The sequence below is a fragment of the Shewanella mangrovi genome (assembly GCF_000753795.1).
Classification (GTDB): domain Bacteria; phylum Pseudomonadota; class Gammaproteobacteria; order Enterobacterales; family Shewanellaceae; genus Shewanella; species Shewanella mangrovi.
The window spans coordinates 57,263-75,878 of the sequence record NZ_JPEO01000012.1 but is presented as its reverse complement, the minus strand read 5'-3'; the positions used below and the strand labels follow the sequence as shown (position 1 = coordinate 75,878).

At 48.6% G+C, this 18,616-nt stretch carries 17 protein-coding genes; 4 read left to right on the top strand and 13 right to left on the bottom strand.

Annotated features, from left to right (window positions below; translation table 11 throughout):
- Window positions 1-6 precede the first annotated feature (6 nt).
- The gene (locus tag HR45_RS14115) at window positions 7-534 is read right to left on the bottom strand and encodes a DUF3016 domain-containing protein (protein WP_037444113.1); all 528 of its coding nucleotides are present in this window, start codon (window positions 532-534) and stop codon (window positions 7-9) included.
- A 401-nt stretch (window positions 535-935) separates the two neighbouring features.
- Here HR45_RS14115 and HR45_RS14110 point away from each other — a divergent pair, with 401 nt between their 5' ends.
- Window positions 936-1,208 carry an HU family DNA-binding protein gene (locus tag HR45_RS14110; protein ID WP_037444110.1) on the top strand — a complete coding sequence of 91 codons (273 nt, stop codon included), beginning with the start codon at window positions 936-938 and terminating at the stop codon, window positions 1,206-1,208.
- 278 nt (window positions 1,209-1,486) lie between these two features.
- Window positions 1,487-2,176 carry a TorF family putative porin gene (locus HR45_RS14105; protein ID WP_037444109.1) on the top strand — a complete coding sequence of 230 codons (690 nt, stop codon included), beginning with the start codon at window positions 1,487-1,489 and terminating at the stop codon, window positions 2,174-2,176.
- 148 nt (window positions 2,177-2,324) lie between these two features.
- Here the strand turns inward: HR45_RS14105 and HR45_RS14100 are convergent, their stop codons facing one another.
- From HR45_RS14100 to HR45_RS14090, 3 genes are read right to left on the bottom strand one after another with little or no spacing between them, the layout of a single operon-like run.
- The gene (locus HR45_RS14100; RefSeq protein ID WP_037444106.1) at window positions 2,325-4,040 is read right to left on the bottom strand and encodes a putative bifunctional diguanylate cyclase/phosphodiesterase; all 1,716 of its coding nucleotides are present in this window, start codon (window positions 4,038-4,040) and stop codon (window positions 2,325-2,327) included.
- Between the two features lie 11 nt (window positions 4,041-4,051).
- Window positions 4,052-4,480 (bottom strand): response regulator, encoded by a 429-nt coding sequence (locus tag HR45_RS14095; RefSeq protein WP_430742026.1) that lies wholly within the window; start codon window positions 4,478-4,480, stop codon window positions 4,052-4,054.
- Window positions 4,473-6,620: a CHASE domain-containing sensor histidine kinase gene (locus HR45_RS14090; protein WP_037444103.1), complete on the bottom strand. Its 2,148-nt coding sequence runs from the start codon at window positions 6,618-6,620 to the stop codon at window positions 4,473-4,475. The genes HR45_RS14095 and HR45_RS14090 overlap by 8 nt, the downstream gene beginning before the upstream one ends.
- A 280-nt stretch (window positions 6,621-6,900) precedes the next feature.
- Between HR45_RS14090 and HR45_RS14085 the strand changes: the two genes are divergently transcribed.
- Complete coding sequence (locus tag HR45_RS14085; protein WP_037444102.1) at window positions 6,901-7,083, top strand: hypothetical protein; 183 nt, start codon at window positions 6,901-6,903, stop codon at window positions 7,081-7,083.
- 15 nt (window positions 7,084-7,098) lie between these two features.
- On the opposite strand, the gene HR45_RS14080 is transcribed toward HR45_RS14085, so the two are convergent.
- A complete protein-coding gene (locus HR45_RS14080; RefSeq protein ID WP_037444101.1) occupies window positions 7,099-8,064 on the bottom strand; it encodes a PDC sensor domain-containing protein in 966 nt (321 codons plus the stop codon).
- A 400-nt stretch (window positions 8,065-8,464) separates the two neighbouring features.
- Here HR45_RS14080 and HR45_RS14075 point away from each other — a divergent pair, with 400 nt between their 5' ends.
- A complete protein-coding gene (locus HR45_RS14075; protein WP_037444099.1) occupies window positions 8,465-10,273 on the top strand; it encodes a M4 family metallopeptidase in 1,809 nt (602 codons plus the stop codon).
- A 60-nt stretch (window positions 10,274-10,333) separates the two neighbouring features.
- Here HR45_RS14075 and HR45_RS14070 read toward each other — a convergent pair whose 3' ends face one another.
- The 8 genes from HR45_RS14070 to HR45_RS14035 form a co-directional block, all read right to left on the bottom strand.
- Entirely contained in the window at window positions 10,334-11,713 is a 1,380-nt protein-coding gene (locus tag HR45_RS14070; protein ID WP_037444097.1) for an alanine/glycine:cation symporter family protein, read from the bottom strand.
- Between the two features lie 190 nt (window positions 11,714-11,903).
- Window positions 11,904-12,851, bottom strand: coding sequence for a DMT family transporter (locus HR45_RS14065; RefSeq protein ID WP_037444095.1), 948 nt, complete (start codon window positions 12,849-12,851; stop codon window positions 11,904-11,906).
- A 131-nt stretch (window positions 12,852-12,982) separates the two neighbouring features.
- Window positions 12,983-14,434 (bottom strand): MBL fold metallo-hydrolase RNA specificity domain-containing protein, encoded by a 1,452-nt coding sequence (locus HR45_RS14060; protein WP_037444093.1) that lies wholly within the window; start codon window positions 14,432-14,434, stop codon window positions 12,983-12,985.
- A gap of 91 nt (window positions 14,435-14,525) precedes the next feature.
- Window positions 14,526-15,773, bottom strand: coding sequence for an organoarsenical effux MFS transporter ArsJ (arsJ, locus tag HR45_RS14055; protein WP_037444091.1), 1,248 nt, complete (start codon window positions 15,771-15,773; stop codon window positions 14,526-14,528).
- Complete coding sequence (locus HR45_RS14050; protein ID WP_037444088.1) at window positions 15,770-16,798, bottom strand: ArsJ-associated glyceraldehyde-3-phosphate dehydrogenase; 1,029 nt, start codon at window positions 16,796-16,798, stop codon at window positions 15,770-15,772. The genes arsJ and HR45_RS14050 overlap by 4 nt, the downstream gene beginning before the upstream one ends.
- Before the next feature lie 47 nt (window positions 16,799-16,845).
- Window positions 16,846-17,079, bottom strand: coding sequence for a thioredoxin family protein (locus tag HR45_RS14045; RefSeq protein WP_037444086.1), 234 nt, complete (start codon window positions 17,077-17,079; stop codon window positions 16,846-16,848).
- 23 nt (window positions 17,080-17,102) lie between these two features.
- The gene (locus HR45_RS14040; RefSeq protein WP_037444084.1) at window positions 17,103-18,089 is read right to left on the bottom strand and encodes a permease; all 987 of its coding nucleotides are present in this window, start codon (window positions 18,087-18,089) and stop codon (window positions 17,103-17,105) included.
- Window positions 18,090-18,122: 33 nt separating this feature from the next.
- Window positions 18,123-18,479 (bottom strand): metalloregulator ArsR/SmtB family transcription factor, encoded by a 357-nt coding sequence (locus tag HR45_RS14035; protein ID WP_037444082.1) that lies wholly within the window; start codon window positions 18,477-18,479, stop codon window positions 18,123-18,125.
- Window positions 18,480-18,616 lie beyond the last annotated feature (137 nt).

The following is an 18,616-nucleotide window of genomic DNA, read 5'->3' as shown; positions in this document are numbered from 1 at the left end:
CTGAGCTTATGCTTTTGGTACTACGGTTTTACGTAACCAGTCCTTCAGCATCTCTTTTTCAAACCTTAGCGAGTCATGAGAATTCACATTGCTGCGATCCATAAAGCCAACATCGCGCAGTTTTTCAGACCCCACCATAATCACTTGCTCGCCGTCTAATACGCGATAGCTGAAGGTGATACGCGGTGGATAGATATCTTTTACGACACGCATATCGCTCACCGATGCGCCAAAGGTTGGCAGTACATCACCCGCCAAATCCAAATCGGTCACCACCAGTTCTAGGGTTTCCCCTTTTTTCAACAGACGGCTAGCGTCTTTGTCTAATGACTTAGTGAGATCATCAAACACTCGCTGCCGATACTTGATCCGGTTTTCATTCGCCGCCTGTACATCTCGATACTTTTCTGGAGACTGCCATTCAATTTTGACAATTCCAGACTTGGTTACCGGATCGGGCTGGGGTTCGTCAGCAGTTGCAGTGGCGGTGTATCCAGCGAATAAAAGCCCGGCTATTAATAATCCGACTTTCATACTTGCCTCCTTAAATCACCAAGACTTCACTTAGTTATCCATTCATTAGTCGTTGGTCAGCTTAAACTAACAATGCACAATGTCCACTAACTTGGATAAGTGCAATAGGTTTGAGTTCCACCAGCAAAATGAAACATTATTTATCAGCCAAGCTAACACTATGTTTGTGATAGAAAAACAACATTTTTTTGACATTCTTTGCAGCTTTGACGGCTGTGCTCTGCAACCATTCTCATAAGCAGCTAATGATTCCGCTTTTTTATTAATCAAAGCCTAGTCATGCGATTTTGTCCTGATAATTTACTCTAGATCTCTCACAGATCCCCTTTTAACCGCGCGAATCTTGTGGCAAGTTAACAGCGCTATAACAATAACATTTGTCATACTAAGAGAACTTTAATATGAATAAAGCTGAACTTATCGCCAGCATTGCTGATAAGGCTGATCTCACTAAAGCGCAAGCGACCCAGGCGTTAAAATCTATTGAGTCTGCTGTTACTGAAGCACTAAAGGAAGGCAACAAAGTATCGATCGTAGGTTTTGGTTCATTTGAAACCGCTACGCGCGCAGCTCGTGTTGGTAGAAATCCATCTACTGGTGCAGAGATCGAAATTCCTGCTGCTGTTATCCCAAAATTTAAAGCTGGTAAGGCATTGAAAGACAGCGTGAATTAATTTTCGCAACATCTCTGTCATAAAACGCCTCTTTATGGGGCGTTTTTTATTGGGCGCCCTGCCGATTATTGCACCATAATTGATCTACTCGCACAAAAGTTGTGCAAACATATGTCAAATTATGACATTACAAAATCTTAACCTTTTGTAAAATTTAGCTTTTCATTTTTGGCACACTCTTCGCTCTATAAAATCGCAATCAATCAACACAAGACTAAACCGCTGTACCAGAAGTTATCTGGTAACCGGTAAAACATAGGGAATTTAGGGGGATAAGTATGAAACAAAAACTGCTGTCATTGGGAGTGCTCGCAGGTTTGATGTTAGTTGCACCAATGAGCCAAGCTGAAGTCACTGGCAATATTGGCGCTACTTCTAACTATTTGTGGCGTGGTGTTACTCAAACAGGTGATGCAGCTGCCGTTCAAGGCGGTATCGACTACAGCCACGAATCAGGATTTTATGTTGGCACTTGGGGTTCAACCGTAGATTTTGGTGATGACACCAGCTACGAAATGGACCTGTACGGTGGTTACGCAAACTCTATCGGTGATGTGGGCTATGACGTTGGTTACTTGTACTACGGTTACCCAGATGCTGAAGGTGACATCGATTTCGGCGAACTGTACCTGACACTGAGCTACGAGTGGCTTGAAGTGGGTGTAGCAAAATTCGTCAACGCTGGTGACGACGTTGCTGCCGACGGTTTAGATGACAAAGATTACACTTACTACCATGCTGCTGCGACCTTCCCTGTGACGGATACCATCAGCGTTGGTCTGTTCTACGGTTACTCAACTGGTGACGTAATTAAGAGCTGGTTCGATGAAGACAACTACTCTGAATACAACGTATCAGTAACCAAAACTACCGCTATCGGTGACGTATCATTCAAATTGGCTGATACCGACCTGCCAGGCGATGACATGAAATTTGTGCTGGGTTATAGCTACAGCTTCGATTTCTAATAAGTTGTACCCTTTAAAACAATAACTATATAAATAATAACAATAAAATTGGGAGCTGACTTCAGCACGGATAGCTCACTTCCACTCCCATTATCGCTCAATCAATGTGCGCATAATTAGCCCGTTACCCTCGTGGTAACGGGCTTTGTTATGTGGACGTACTGACGATAAAGCGCTGTTCAAATTCGTCCGCAGGTAAGGGCTTACAGTAGTGATAGCCTTGCAATATATCGCAACCAATGGTGCGACAAAATTCAGCATGACATGCAGTTTCCACCCCTTCGGCCACAGCAATCACATCTAAACCTTTAGCAAAATTCAGTAGTGCTCTAAGCAAGCGCCGACTACGTTCATCATGATCCACTGCTAGCACAAAGCTCTTATCCAGCTTCAATACCTGAATAGGAAAGTCTTTGATATGTTCCAGCGATGAAAAGCCAGTGCCAAAGTCATCTAACGCCAAACTCACGCCCAGTTGCTGCACTTCACATAAGGTGCTGGCAAGTGACTCAGAATCTTCAATCAAGGCGTTTTCGGTCAGCTCTAGCTCTAGATATTTGGCGGGCATTGAGGATAACTGCAACGCATCGGTGACTTGTTTGAGCAGCAATTGCTTTAAATTTTGTGAGGGTGAGAGATTCACCGCCACCGATATCGGTGTCTGGGTTGCGGGTAGCATTGTTAACCAGCGCTGATTTTGCAAACACGCCTGATTTAACACCCATGCGGCTAATTCATCCATCATGCCAAGTTCTTCAGCAATCGGTAAAAATGCATCGGGCGGCATCATACCGTCTTCGGGATGCTGCCAACGCAATAACGCCTCACATCCCACTAATTTGCCGCTATTCGCAGCGAACTTACCTTGATAAAAAAGTCGCAACTGCTGATCAGTAATGGCGTATTTGAGCCCTTGTGCAATGCGATGGCGTTTATTCATCACATCATTGAGCACATTGGAATACACTTGATAACGATTACGCCCATCTCGCTTGGCCTTATACATGGCGATATCAGCACAGCGAAGCAGCTCTGATCCCGTTTTTGCCAACGCACCATAGTAGGCTATCCCGGCACTGGCACTGATTTGCAGCGCTTGGTTTTGTACCAGATAGCTCGGCTGTAATGCTTTGAGTAATCGCTGTGCCCATTGCTCGGCCTCGGCGACCAGTGTATCGCCTGAAAGCACAGCGACAAATTCATCACCGCCAATACGGGCAATCATGCCTTTTGGGGGAATAAGTTTTAGCAACCGCGCTGCGACCTGCTCCAGCAGATGATCGCCCGCCTGATGTCCCAGAATATCGTTGACCTGCTTAAAGTCATCCAGATCCAACAAAATTATCGCCAACTGGCTTTGTTGGCAGCGCGCCTTAGCCAATTCACGATGCAAAAAAGTCTCGAAGCCATAGCGGTTAGCCAACTGCGTAAGTGAATCAAGCTCCGCCAACTGTTTTAGCTGCTCATGGCTATGCTTTAGCTCCTGCGCCATCGCCGCGCGTTGTTGCGCCTGACGAATCGCCCGCGTCAAACGACGCGGATTCACTTCATCTTTAAGTAAGAAATCCTGGGCGCCAAGTTCAATACAACGTTCCGCGACGCTCTCATCTTCATAGCGTGAAATCATCACCACCGCCGTATTGGCGCCAACCGTTTGATGCAGTTGCGCCAACATCTCCAGTCCATCTGCATCCGGGAGACGATAATCCAACAAAATGCCATCAAACGATTGCCCAGCAACGAGCTCCAAGCCACCTTTGGCACTATTCGCTTCAAAAATATTAACCGCTAACGAAGAACTGGCTAATGCCCGGAGAATGGCGGTTCTATCAATTTCGTCATCGTCTATCAGTAATAGATCCATCTACACTTCCTCTACTGACTTGGTAGTTCCACAATGCGCCAATAGTGTTCGAGCATATCGAACAGGTTTAAGAAACCATTTTGCGGACTATGTTTCACAATATAACCAGCAACATGATGGCGATAGGCTGCGACTTTGTCTTCATCGGCACTGGACGTGGTTAATACAAACACCACCGCCGTCGACAGCACTGGGTCATGACGGATCTGCTCCAAAAACTCCAACCCATTCATGCGAGGCATATTTAAATCCAGCAAAATCAAATATGGCGCTGTCACCTGCTGCTGTTGCAGCATCTGTAACGCCTCAACACCATCACGTGCGCGTATAATAGGGTTTAGCAGGCGCAGTTGCTGTACACAACGCTGTACCGCCATGAAATCGACGTCGTCATCATCAATAATGAAAATCGTCACTTGCTTATAGCCTTGCTCATCCATCTGCATCTCTTCCTATTTTTTCCGGCCAGGTAAATTTGAAACAGCAACCACGTCCTTCTGACTCAATCCAAATCTTGCCGCCCAAACTCTCCACACTTTTACGGACTAGACTCAGGCCCATGCCACTGCCTTCGACTTCATCTCTGGGCCTCAGGGTTTGAAAGATATCAAACACTTTTTGCTGGAATCGCTCAGGGATCCCCGGACCATCATCGGCGACGTAGAACAGCCACTGCGTACCTTGCAGTTCACTGCCAACTCTAATAACCCCTAACGACTGATCATGGTGTTTGATGGCATTGTTAATCAGATTGCGAAACACCAACTCTAACGGCACCTTAGCGGTCACGAGCAACGGCATATCCGTCTCAATGTACAGTTCAAATGCTGGTTTGGTATTCACCAAGGCAAAAACATCTTTCACTAGCTGCGCCGTGTCGGTTTCCACGAGTTCGGCGTCAATTCGCCCTACCCTAGAAAAAGCGAGCAACCCATCAAGAAGGTTGACCATACGCTGTACCCGATTACGGATTAGCCCCAGATACTTATGCACAGTTTCACTGCCGTGGTCGGCTAAATCCTCCGTTAGCCAGTCAGAGAGTTGCTCAATGCCTCTAAGTGGTGACTTCAAATCGTGCGATGCAATATAGGCAAAGCTATCCAACTCGCCGTTAATACGTTCTAACTCGCTGGTATAACGCTCTCGCTCTCGCTCTGCTTGTTTGCGCTCAGAGACATCATTAATGGTCGCTAACACCGCTTGGCCGTCACTGAACATTATTGGCGTCAAGCCGACTTCAATCTCGACGAAACTACCATCACTACACATGCCCTTGAGATCAGTACGTTGCGACATCGCTTTGGCATCCGGTCGCCTCAGATATTGCGCGATATGTTGGCCATGCTGCTCTCGCAGACCGCTGGGCAATAACATCGATACGCTCTTACCTAACATTTCATCACGCGAATACTTAAATAACTGTTCGGCGTGCGCATTCACTAAAGTCATCACCCCTTGGGCGTTGATCATCACCAATGCCGATGGCGATGCCTCAATTACGAGCCGAAACCGCTCTTCATTGGCCAACATGCGTTGGGAAAACAACTGCTCTTTATGACGTCCTAGTGCGCCGTGATGCAAAAAGTAATAGAGGATCAGCAGAAACATCACCCCGAACACCGGCACCAGGATACGCTGCAGCGACTCAGCGTCACTGACAAAATTGGCATCTGACGACATCGCCATTGACCAAATATGACCGCCAATATTGACCGGAATGACAGTGGTGTAGCGGCTATTAGCGACCGCATTATTATTGCTAAACATCAGTTGCGGCGGGCTGATGCCATCACCATCAAAGATGGACAAGGTAATTTTAGGAAACTTGTCGCCCAGAATATTCTCAATCAAGTTATTCACTCGAAAGGCGGCGTACACCACGCCACGAGCTTCATCGGAAGCTTGGCCACTGTCATCGTCTTTAAACAGCGGCAGATACATTAAGAAGCCAGCTTGCACATCTCGTGCAGTTTCCTGCACCAAAGTAATCTTGCCGGAGATAGAGACTTGCCGAGTGGCAATGGCACGATCAATTGCCAGCCGCCGCACAGGCTCAGAGTACATGTCATAGCCAAATGCACGCTGATTACGCCAGTCAAACGGCTCTAGATAGAGTATGGATTGGTAGGTTTCGCGAACGGGGTCGAGCGGATGCACATGGTAGTCAATAAAGCCTTCGGCTTGCACTTTTGCCTCATGGGCGGCGATTTGATTCGCTTTTAAAATGATGCTGTAACCAAACGCCTGAATCCCAGGGTAGAACTCTTCAAGATGGGAGTTAGCCACATAGTCATGCCACTCCTTGCGCGAGACGTCATCTGACGACATAAACAGGCCAATACCACCACGCAATAGCAACTCATAGGTGCGCATACGTTCGAGTATTGCGTCCCTCAATTGCAAACTTTGAAACTGAAACCGCTCTTTACCACGTTCATTTATATAGTGATTTGCTAAATATGCGCCGAGTGTGGTGAAGATTAAGGCAAATACCATAATCAGCCATACTGAGGAAGGCAGTTTGAATTCAGGCGTAGCAACGCCCGTTGCAGGGGCTTCATTGGGCAACTCCCTTACCATGTACCAGTTCCAATTAGATGTATTTGAAGTATGGGTAAGTGTGGTAGGTCGCTGAAAATTTGCAAGTTATCGCATTTTTACGCTTTGCTACCGGTGGCGGAAATTTTCGTAAAAAATTGCGTGTAGGATCGCATTCTTTTGTCAAAGCAATCACTAAATTAGCAATCAAGGGATGACATAAATGCCGGAGAGCAGCTTCTTTGAGCAACACTGATTGTTGCTAAGAAACAGCCTTGTGTTGGCTTGAACGTTGTAACAAACACATCGATCAGGAGTAGCTATGGCTCAAATATTTGAAGTTTTGCCCAACGATGCCGAAATCGAAGCCTTGACCACCCCAAAAAATCGTCAGGCCGCCAAGGCATTACAACATCGCCGCGATGTACGCCGCCGTCTCGACGATTGCTTAGAACGGCTCCAACTGAGACGAGCTCTGGATTTAGACGAAGACGAGAGCTTTTAAGATTAAAACAGGGCATCAGCCCTGTTTTTGTTTATTCCCCTGTTGCTGCGTCAGCAAGGCTTCTGCTTTGGCCCCCAGATACACGTATAGCCCGAGCCCAACCAACAAGCCGACCACCGCCAACATCATAAAGATGGCACCTTGAATATATTCAAATTTGCCGAGCGAGGCCTTAAACATGGTCAGCAGCGCCTCAATGGAAATCGCGATCAAAATCGTCGATACAAAGCGCGTAATGGTACGTCGCGTCGAACTATGACGGAAAATATCCTTATGCATCAACACTTCTTCTTCAAGAATCGTCTTACCGAGATCAAAGATCGCCAAAGCTAAGGTGATAAAGATAATCGTACCAAACGGCCGTAATGAGTCATGCTCCATCTGGTAATCAGCAATTAATAGCTGCCAGATATCACGGGCCGAAATACAAATTAACACGCCTACAATGATGAACAGTCCAGTCACCAAGGTGGCGTACACCGCTTTAAATATTGGCGTCACCCGCCGCCGCGCGCGATCGCCCATCATATATTCAATCAAACAGGTAAGATTAATATCCACCACCACAAACCCCTTTTTGTTATCCGCCAGGGTCTGCGCAATTGATGCTGACAAACATAAGTGCCCAGAAGCATTGGACAGATAAGGGCGGGTAATTTGTACGCCGGTCTTATCTCGTACATTAAGATAGTAAGGCCGCTGACTACGATCAGGACTTTCACCCACGCTCAGCAGTTTTACCTGCTGATTGATCAACGCCAAATTTGGGCTGATTTGCCGACCATTGCTGTCGAGCAGGTACATCAGCTCCACAAATGGATAACGTGCCGCCACATCACTAAAGATTTTGATTGCCTTACCGGTATCAACAAACAGTTCCACGCCTGCCATTCCAGTCAGAATCGATTCCAAAAGTTCGTGTACCAGCGCTTCATATTCATGATATCGCTCAATCACACTGAGATAACTCATGCTGGCCATATTCTTCTCCCTGAATTCCGCAAAACTAAATTAGTTAAATTCAAGCAGCTTTAATGCCAAACAAAAAATCATACAAATAACAATCGATTAAAAAATGCGCGCAAGTTTTAGCTGCGTTATAACAAGGCATTTGCACCAAAAAAAAGCACCAAGATCAGCTTGATAGATATCTTTCGACCACCGAAAACGCAGCCATTATTGGCTCGCCAACCGACAAGCAGAGCACCCAATTCGGCGAGGCTTGGCATCTGCCTGACGTCATACGTCTTACATTAGCTATTACTAAATTTTTTTGAGTTAAGTTAATTTTAATGTTGATTATTTGTTCAATATTAACTATTTGTAAACAACTGTTACATGACGTAACAGTACAAAAAACAAGAGATAGGAAATCTACACAATGAAAATAAAAGCAATATCAGCAGCGATCCTAGCTGCCACTATTTACACCCCAGTAACCCATGCAGCCAGCATGGTTCATCTCACACCAGGCAGTGCCAAAGCCAAAAGTTTAGTACCCGCAGTAAGTCCCGCGGCAATGCTAGGCGTTGGTAAAGCACACAGCTTTAAAGGCAAACAAGTCAAAGTCGGTAAAAAGCTGAAAGCGCGATTGCATCAGTACTATCAAGGCGTGCAGGTTTATGGTGTATCCGTTGCCGCTGACGTGAGTGCTATGGGTGTTTACAGCAAGATGTCGGGCACTTATCTGCAAGGATTGGAAAGTGATCTGCCATCCGTCACTCCACAGCTAGACAAAGCGTCAGCGATCAAAAATGCCATGAAGTCGCAGCAGCTTACCGCCACCGAACGCAGTAGCGCCAAGCTTTATATCTGGCAGGACAAAGAAACAGGTCAGGCACATTTAGCCTATTTGGTGGATATGTTCGTTTCAGCGCCCAAAGTGAGCCGCCCATTTGTAGTGATCGATGCTAATACGGGGGCCGTGCTCAAAAGTTGGGAGCAGTTAACCTATAGTCAGTTGGCAACTGGCCCCGGCGGCAACCTAAAAACCGGCGAATATTTCTATGGTACTGATTATGGCGATCTCATCGTCAGTGACAGTTGCCAAATGGATAACGACAACGTCACTACGCTGGACATGAACAACCGTACCAACGGTAGTGGTTCTGTGGTGCAATTTAGTTGTCCAAACAGCCCGGAAAACTATGTCAATGGCGCTTACTCAGCCGAGAACGATGCACACTACTTCGGTGGGGTTATCTTCGACATGTATTCTGACTGGTTCAACACCTCGCCACTGACCTTTAAACTGCAGATGCGCGTGCACTACGGCAGAAACTATGAAAATGCCTTCTGGGATGGCACCGGCATGACCTTTGGTGATGGCGCCTCCACCTTCTATCCTTTGGTAAGCCTCGATGTCTCTTCACACGAAGTGTCCCACGGCTTTACTGAGCAAAACTCGGCACTAACCTATGATGGTCAAAGCGGCGGTATTAACGAAGCCTTCTCCGACATGGCAGGCGAAGCGGCTGAATTCTATATGAAAGGCAGCAATGACTGGATGGTGGGTGCCGAGATCTTTAAAGGCAGCGGCGCACTGCGTTATATGGATCAGCCAAGCTTAGATGGCACTTCCATCGACAGTGCCAATGATTACTATGCCGGACTCGATGTGCACTATAGCTCTGGGGTGTTTAACCGCGCCTTCTATCTGTTGGCCACCACCAACGGCTGGGACACTCGCAAAGCCTTTGAAGTATTTGTGAAAGCCAATCAATTGTACTGGAATGCAGATTCGGGGTTTGATGATGCTGCCTGTGGCGCTGCACAAGCAGCTGGCGATCTTAACTACAGCGTGAGTGACGTCGAAAGCGCATTTGCCTTAGTCGATGTCGACGCCACGTGTAGCCCGACAGAACCTGAAACTCCGCCAACAACCGATGTACTGGTTAACGGTACGCCGGTAACCAATATCAGTGGCGCGACAGGGTCTGAACAGTTCTGGAGCTTTGATGTACCAGCGGGTGTCAGCAGACTGACCATTGCCACCAGCGGCGGCAGCGGAGATGCTGACCTGTATGTGAAGTTTGGCAGTGAGCCGTCAACTACCAGCTATGACTGTCGTCCATACCGCAGCGGTAACAATGAAAGCTGCAGCTTTAGACGTCCAGCCAGCGGTACTTACTACATAATGTTGAAAGGCTACAGTAGCTTTGCCGGGGTCTCGTTAAGCGGTTCCTACTAATGCACTGTGTGCGATAAAAAAGGCAGCCTCGGCTGCCTTTTCTTTTGTGCCAAGCGGATGTTATTCCGCTTCCACTTCTTGTGCTTTCAACGCCTTTTGCCGCGCAAAATACTCTTTAGTCAGCTTAAATACGATCGGACTCAAGAGTAATAAGGCAACCAAGTTAGGCAAGGCCATCATCGCATTAAGCGTATCCGCCAGCAGCCAAATGAACTCTAACTTCGCCACCGCACCAATCGGTACTATGATGGTGAAGATTAAACGGAACGGCATAATCGCCTTCACGCCAAACAGGAACTGCACACATTTTTCGCTGTAAAAACTCCAGCCCAAAATGGTGGTAAAAGCAAAGATCGCCAACGCAATTGCTACCACGTAATTACCAATCGGCAATGCATGGCCAAACGCCATTGAGGTCAGCGCCGCACCATTCTCACCAGAACTCCAAGCGCCCGAGACAATAATCGCCAGACCGGTAATTGAACACACCAAGATAGTGTCAATAAAGGTACCGAGCATCGCAACCAAGCCCTGCGTTACAGGATTATTGGTTTGTGCCGCCGCGTGTGCAATTGGCGCACTCCCTAAACCCGCTTCGTTTGAGAACACACCACGGGCTACACCGTAGCGAATTGCTGCCCACACCGCAGCACCCGCAAAGCCACCTTGTGCCGCCACAGGTGAAAACGCACTTTCAACAATTAGCGATATCGCCGCTGGAATTTCTGAGATATTGACCGCCAGTACCGCTAAACCACAGATGATATAAAACACGGTCATGAGCGGTACAAGTTTGCCCGCCACATCCGCAATACGCTTGATGCCGCCCATCAATACTGCACCAACCAGAATCATCATCACCACACCGGTGATCCAAGCAGGCACACCAAAGTTGGCATTCAGTGCATCAGCGACTGAGTTTGCTTGCACTGTGTTACCGATACCAAATCCAGCGAAGGCACCAAAAAAGGCGAACAGGAAACCAAGCCAAGTCCACTTTTTCCCTAAACCATTTTTGATGTAGTACATGGGGCCACCCACATGGTGTCCCTTTTCATCTTCTTCGCGGAATTTTACTGCCAATACTGCTTCAGAATATTTAGTGCCCATGCCCACCAGCGCAGTACACCACATCCAAAACAATGCACCAGGGCCGCCTACTGCGATTGCGGTCGCAACCCCAGCAATGTTACCGGTACCAATAGTGGCAGAGAGAGATGTCATCAGTGCATTGAACGGGCTGATCTGCCCTTGCACGTCTTCGGATTGTTCAGGACTACGTCCCGACCAAAGTAATTTGAAGCCAGTGCCAAGTTTGACAATTGGCATCAGTTTCAGACCGATGGATAAAAATAGCCCAACACCAAGGATCATGACTAACATGGGCACGCCCCATACTAAACCATTCACCTGGTTAACCAGAGCAACAATTGCTTCCATTCCAACCTCGTTATTGTTTTTTATAGTTATGACAGACATACAACCAAAGGGGGCGGTTATATGGTGAGCTGCCAGAGTACAACGAATGGTTAACAATTGGGAATAGCTTGGTGTGGATAAACCAAGCTAACTTTGGTAACGAGCTATGTTATTGTGAATTACTCCGGTTAATTTCTGCGAAAACTGCAGATTAACCCACAGTTTTCTTCATTCTTTGGCGAGTCTTAGGTTTTAGTTGCACACTCATGACGGCCAGCACAATCACCCCAATCCCTAATTTCGACAGCCAATTAAGCGCGTCGACATGCAAAATATCACGCCACCAGCCGGCATAAACCAGTATATCTGTGCTGATAAAGCTGATAATCGGTGTCAACGCCAACATAGCGCCCACCTGCCCAGCGGGCAGTGACTTCATCCCTTGGGCAAAACACGCATAAGCCAGCAAAGTCGCAATGGCACTGGCGATCACAATGGTCCACGCTTCGCTATCAAGCGGTTGCCACACAGTAAAATCGCAGCTTGGCAAAAGCACAATGGCGCCCAACACATAGATCACCAACAGAATATTGGTGGGTGATAACACGCCTGCCAACTGACGTTGCAATAACACACTCACACACCAACAAAGCACTGACAGCTGGATCAGTAATACGCCGAGCAGTACGTCTCCACCATCTGCCGCGCCATCGAAACGTAAATAAGGATTGAAAAACATCAGCATGCCGACGGCTAACGCCATAAAACAGCTAATTTGAAAGCGGCTTAAGCGCTCACCAAATACCAGAAAACCGCCGATAGCTAAAAAAACACCCGAGGTTTGAAAGTTGAGTTGTGCCGTACCCGGCGCCAGATATTTCAGTGCCAACATAAAGCTCAAATAGTTGGCTAACAGCATAATCCCAGCCAGCGCCAGCCAACCCCACTGCTTTAACGTCACTTGTTTGAATGATGCGAGACCGCCCGCCAAGGCTTGAAAGACCACCAGCATTAACCCAGCGGCACCAAAACGGAACCAGGTCAGGTTAACCGCATCGACAAAGCCAACGGTTAGCTTCAATGCTACCGGCATAATGCCCCAAAAGATAACGGCGGCCGCAATAAACAACAGCCCGGAACGGGCATTATTAGTGGACAAGAGAAGACTCCGAGATACAACATCGGTACTGGTTGAGGGGAAGGGATTCGCGAACAAGAGCAGTACAGGAACTGTGCAATATTTTGCCAAATTCGGCGCCATAATCCAAGTCACAATACCGCGCAAGCAGACTATTCCACCGCAGTTGCTGCAGGCAACCACACAAGTTCTGGCAACGCCTGTAAGTCTAAGATGTCACCGCGCTGCGCAATCACAGCATGGGTATCGGGTGACTGCTCGGCTATTTTTTCTAACAGCACTTGCTGAGCCTTTGGTTCGCCGTGCACCAGAATGAGGGGCGGCGCTTTGGAAAAATGCCGATACCAGTGCAATAACTCGGCCTGATCCGCATGTGCCGACAAACCGCCAACGGTATGAATACGCGCCCGCACCGGAATACTTTGCCCCGAAATTGTCAGTTCCTCGGCGCCATCCACCAACAAACGACCGGGCGTTCCTAACGCCTGAAAACCACAGATAATCACATCGGAATTGGCGCGTCCCAAATTGTGCTGCAGATGACAACGAATACGGCCGCCGTTACACATGCCACTGCCGGCAATAATGATCAGCCCGTGATCGATGTCATTGAGGCTCATCGACTCCTCAGTATCGCGAATAAAGCGCACTTCCGATAACAAAGGATGGGCGCCGGGATGCTGCTGCGTCATACGTTGAAATTCATCATCCATCAGCGGGTAGTTGTGCACGTAAACGCGGGTTGCTTCTATCGCCATCGGGCTATCGAGTACTATCGTCCAACGCGAGAGTTGCCACTCTTTGGCATACAGATGAAACAGATAGATAATTTCCTGAGCACGGCCGACGGAGAATGCCGGAATGAGAATATTGCCGCGACTGGACTGAATGGTTTCAGCAAATATCGCTTTCAGCTCGGCAAGGGTATCTTCCCAACTGCGGTGCAAACGCTCACCGTAGGTACTTTCCATCATCACTAAATCAGCTTCATCCACCAACTCAGGATCGCGCAAAATTGGCATACCAGCGCGACCAAGATCGCCGCTGAAGACTACTTTGCGCTGCAGTTCACCGTCATCTAAAAACAGTTCAACCAATGCTGAGCCGAGAATATGACCCGCATCGTGTAACACAATAGTGACTCCCGGCATCACAGGGACCGATTGTTCATATTCCAGCGGTACAAAGTGACTGAGCACAGAGTCGACATCTTCTTCGGTAAACAGTGGTTCTAGCGGTGCTTGGTTTTGCTTTTCACGGCGCTTATTGGCGCGTTCGGTATCACGCTGCTGTAGCATAGCGGCATCGCGCAGCAGTATTTCACACAGTTCAGCCGTAGCCCTGTGGGTATAGATAGGACCATCAAAGCCCTGTTTCACTAATGCGGGGAGACGACCGGAATGGTCGATATGGGCGTGGCTCAATACCACAGCAAATATTTCGCTGGGAGAGAAATCGAATGGCTCTCGGTTACGGGCGACATCGGTTTTCCCGCCCTGAATCAAGCCACAGTCCAGCAGTAACTGCCGTTGATTAAGGGTTAACAGGTGACAGGAGCCTGTCACCTCTTCGGTGGCACCAATAAACTGCAACGTCATCGACATAACCGCCTCCGCCTTGTTCACTCATGCTAGTTTAAGCGTAAGCGCTAAAAGCGAAGGCTGCCCGAACTTAGGCCACAAATTACAACTAATTTTAACTGGCGCTGTGCTTAACCGCTTGATTGGCGGGCAACCAAAACGAAATCAGCCATGAGAGTGCCAACAAAATCGAACTGGCCCACAAGCAGGCATTGAGCCCCGCTTGCTGGAACAACCAACCCGAGAATACCGTGCCCAGTAATCTGCCCGCGGCGTTGGCCATGTAGTAAAAACCGACATCGAGCGACACCCCGTCATCGCTGGCATAATGCACAATCAAAAAGCTGTGCAGCGATGAATTGACCGCAAACAGCACGCCAAAAACCAACAGGCCAGCAATCAAGGTCAATTGTGGCGGCCAGCCGAGATTCAGGCCAATCGCAATCAATGCTGGGATGAGTGCGAGCAACATCACCCACGCAACCGCGGCGTTACGTCCCGGCGGCGCCGCATTTTGCTTGCGAGCGCCAGTAAGCTGTGGCGCGATGGTTTGCACTATGCCATAGGCGATAATCCAACTGGCAAGAAAGCCACCAACCGCCCAATGATCCCAGCCAAACTGATCTGCTAAGTACACTGGCAAAGCCACCACAAACCACACATCACGCGCAGCAAATAAGCATAAGCGCGCCGCGGCTAAGATATTCACCGAGCGGCTTTTGGAGAAAATGTCGCGAAACTTAGGTTTGTTTTTCGCCTTACCCAGTTCAGTTTTGAGCAACACGATTGAACTTAACCACACCAGAGCCAGCATCAGTGCCATCGCCAGCACTGCGCCTTTAAACCCCAGCAAGGTCAGCAGCGCGCCACCGAGAAAAAAGCCGATGCCTTTAAGTGCGTTCTTGGAGCCAGTGAGTAGGGCAATATAACGAAACAACAGGCTATCCTGCGATTGCCCTTCGGCTTGCGCTTTAGGCAGCAGAGTTTTTACCGCGCTCTTCGCACTCATTTTATTGAGATCTTTGGCGATCCCAGATAATGCTTGCGCCGCCATCACCCAGGCAACGGTCAGCCAAGCTGTCGGCACTAACAACATTCCAAGCGCCACCACTTGCATACCAAGACCGATATTCATGGTGCGATTCAGACCAATGCGTGCGCCCAGCCAGCCACCAATTAGGTTAGTGACCACGCCAAAGAACTCATAAAACAGAAACAGCATGGCAATCGCTAGTGGGCCGTATCCCAAGTCATTGAAATACAGCACCACCAACATCCGCAACGCGCCATCGGTCAGGGTGAAGGCCCAATAGTTACCGGTGATCAGCAGATATTGCCGCACTGCTGGCGACAGTGAACTCATGCAGTAGCTCCGCCCTCATGGCTGTCCATCATGGCCACCATCCGCACCAACTCAGCAGTACGATTAGCGTAGCCCCATTCATTGTCATACCAGCAATAGAGCTTGAGCTGAGTGCCGTTGACCACCATAGTCGACAGCGCATCGATAATGCTCGAACGTGGGTCAGTTTTATAATCCACAGAGACCAACGGACGCGCTTCGTAACCCAGAATCCCTTTCAACTCACCTTCCGCGGCCTGTTGCAGCAATGCATTGACTTCGGCTTCCGTGACATTGCGCTCTAGCTCAAACACACAATCGGTCAACGAAGCATTTGCCAATGGCACACGTACCGCATGGCCATTCAACTTACCTTTAAGCTCAGGGAAGATATGGGTAATCGCAGTCGCGCTGCCGGTCGTTGTCGGAATTAGACTTTGTCCACAAGCGCGCGCGCGACGCAGGTCTTTATGCGGCGCATCGAGAATGGTCTGAGTGTTAGTGATGTCATGAATGGTGGTCATAGAACCATGTTTAATACCCAAGTTTTCATGGATCACTTTTACCACGGGTGCCAAGCAGTTAGTGGTGCAAGAAGCGGCAGTAACAATGGTATGTTCCGCAGGGTTATAAAGCTGATGATTTACGCCCATCACCACGTTTAACACGCCTTCCTCTTTGACTGGCGCGGTTACCACCACCCGTTTGACGCCTTGAGCAAGATATTGCTGCAACAGTGTTTTTTGGCGCATTTTGCCAGACGCTTCAATCACAATATCGCAGTCTGACCAATCGGTTTCACTGATGGTTTTGTTGGCTGTCACCTTGATGTTATGGCCTGCGATTGTCATTGAATCAGCACTGCCGCTAATGTCACGTGACCAACGGCCATGAACAGAATCAAATTCCAGCAGATGCGCCAGCGCTACGCCGTCACCGGCCGGGTCGTTAATCTGCACAAACTCCAGCTCTGGCCAATCCCATGCAGCTCGTAAAGCCAAGCGCCCCATACGACCAAAACCGTTAATGCCTACTTTAATTGCCATATTTCACCTGTAAAAAACACCTAATAACGAGTTATGTGTGCGCTGGGTTACGACAGCCAGCCGACGATCTGTGCTTTTTCCGGCATTGAGCCGCTATGCACTACGTGTTCATCAATGACGACGGCAGGGGTACGCATGACACCATAGCCCATAATGGCTTCAGGACTGGTCTCCTTGCTGACCTCAGCATCAACCCCCAGCTCAGCCACCACCTCACTGATAAGCTCAGCTGTTTTGACACATTTAGTACATCCACTACCTAACACTTTGATCTGTTTCATTTTGCATATCCTTCAACATATTCTCAGAGTAACGGGCCGATCAGGTTGAACAACCAGCCCATCAGCGTAAATGCGGTCAATAAAATCAGCAGTACCGCCGCCAGCAAACGCCATTGCATCACCTGCTTGAGTAGCACAAATTCGGGAAAACTGGCCGCCACAGTGGCCATACAAAACGCCAGCGTGGTGCCGATAGGTAAACCGTGCTGCAGCAGGCTTTCCATTACTGGCACTATGCCAGTAACGTTGGAATACAAAGGCACGCCCAGTAATACCGCCAGCGGCACTGACCACCACTGCCCTTGCCCCAAATGCGCCACTACCCAGCCATCGGGAACAAAACCATGCAATGCCGCCCCAAGGCCGACACCAATCAACACCCATTTCCACACCCGCGCGAAAATGTCGCGGGTTTCCTGTTTGGCGAATTGATGGCGTGCTTGCCAACTCAGCACTTCGGCTTCACCCGCTTGAAAATCTTGTTGCTGGCCGCGCTCAAGTGCCTTAGCCGCAAACGCTTGCAACCAGCGCTCGGCATGAATCGCATCTAAAAGAGCACCAGCGCAAATCCCGACCAACATGCCGACTGCGATATAGATCAGGGTAAATTTCCAACCGAGAATACTAAGCAGCAGTAACACCGCGACTTCGTTAATCAGCGGCGACGTCAGCAAAAACGCCATAGTGATCCCCAGTGGAATCCCTGCCGAGGTAAAGCCCAAAAATGCCGGAATCGACGAACAGGAGCAAAATGGCGTCACGGCACCGAATGCCGAACCGAGCAAATAGCCTGTCGTGCGATGTTTACCCGCCAAATAGTCGCGCACTCGCTCCACATTGAGTGACGCGCGCAGCAAGGCCAACACGTAAATCATCACCACCAGCAAGGCGAAAATCTTACTGGTATCTTCAACAAAAAAGTGCAGCGCTTCGCCTAAACGCTGCTCAGGGGATAAACCCAGTAATTGATACACCAGCCAATCGGCAAATTGGCTAAAGATAACGAGCATGTGGCAGTCCTTAGTTACGCTGATACTGTTGGCTTAAACCTGCTCAGCTTCATTTTGGCAACAGCGTCCAGGGCGATAGGTCATCGCTTGTAAACGTTGCAACGGCTGTTCGATCAGTTGGCCATTGCCGCGCAACGCCGCCTGCAAAATGTCGTGGCACCATGGCGGTAACTGTTCATCAAACCGGTAAAACACCCACTGACCACGGCGGCGATCTTGCAGCAACCCCAGTTTGCGCAGATTAGCCAAATGCCGTGAGACTTTAGGCTGGCTCAATCCGAGCGCCTCAGTCAGCTCACACACACATAACTCACCTGAATGCTGGATCAGCAACAGGCTCAGTAGCCGGGTTTCATCGGCCAACGATTTGAAAAAATCCAAAGGTTGCACTTAGTACTCCTATGATTCGGTATGCAGTAAATCAATGAAAGCTAAACATATGGAAAACCGAATATATGGATAACAGCATATGCGTTAATCCATATATAACAAGTTTAGATGTCAGTTTTGTGAAGCCGGGAACAGAA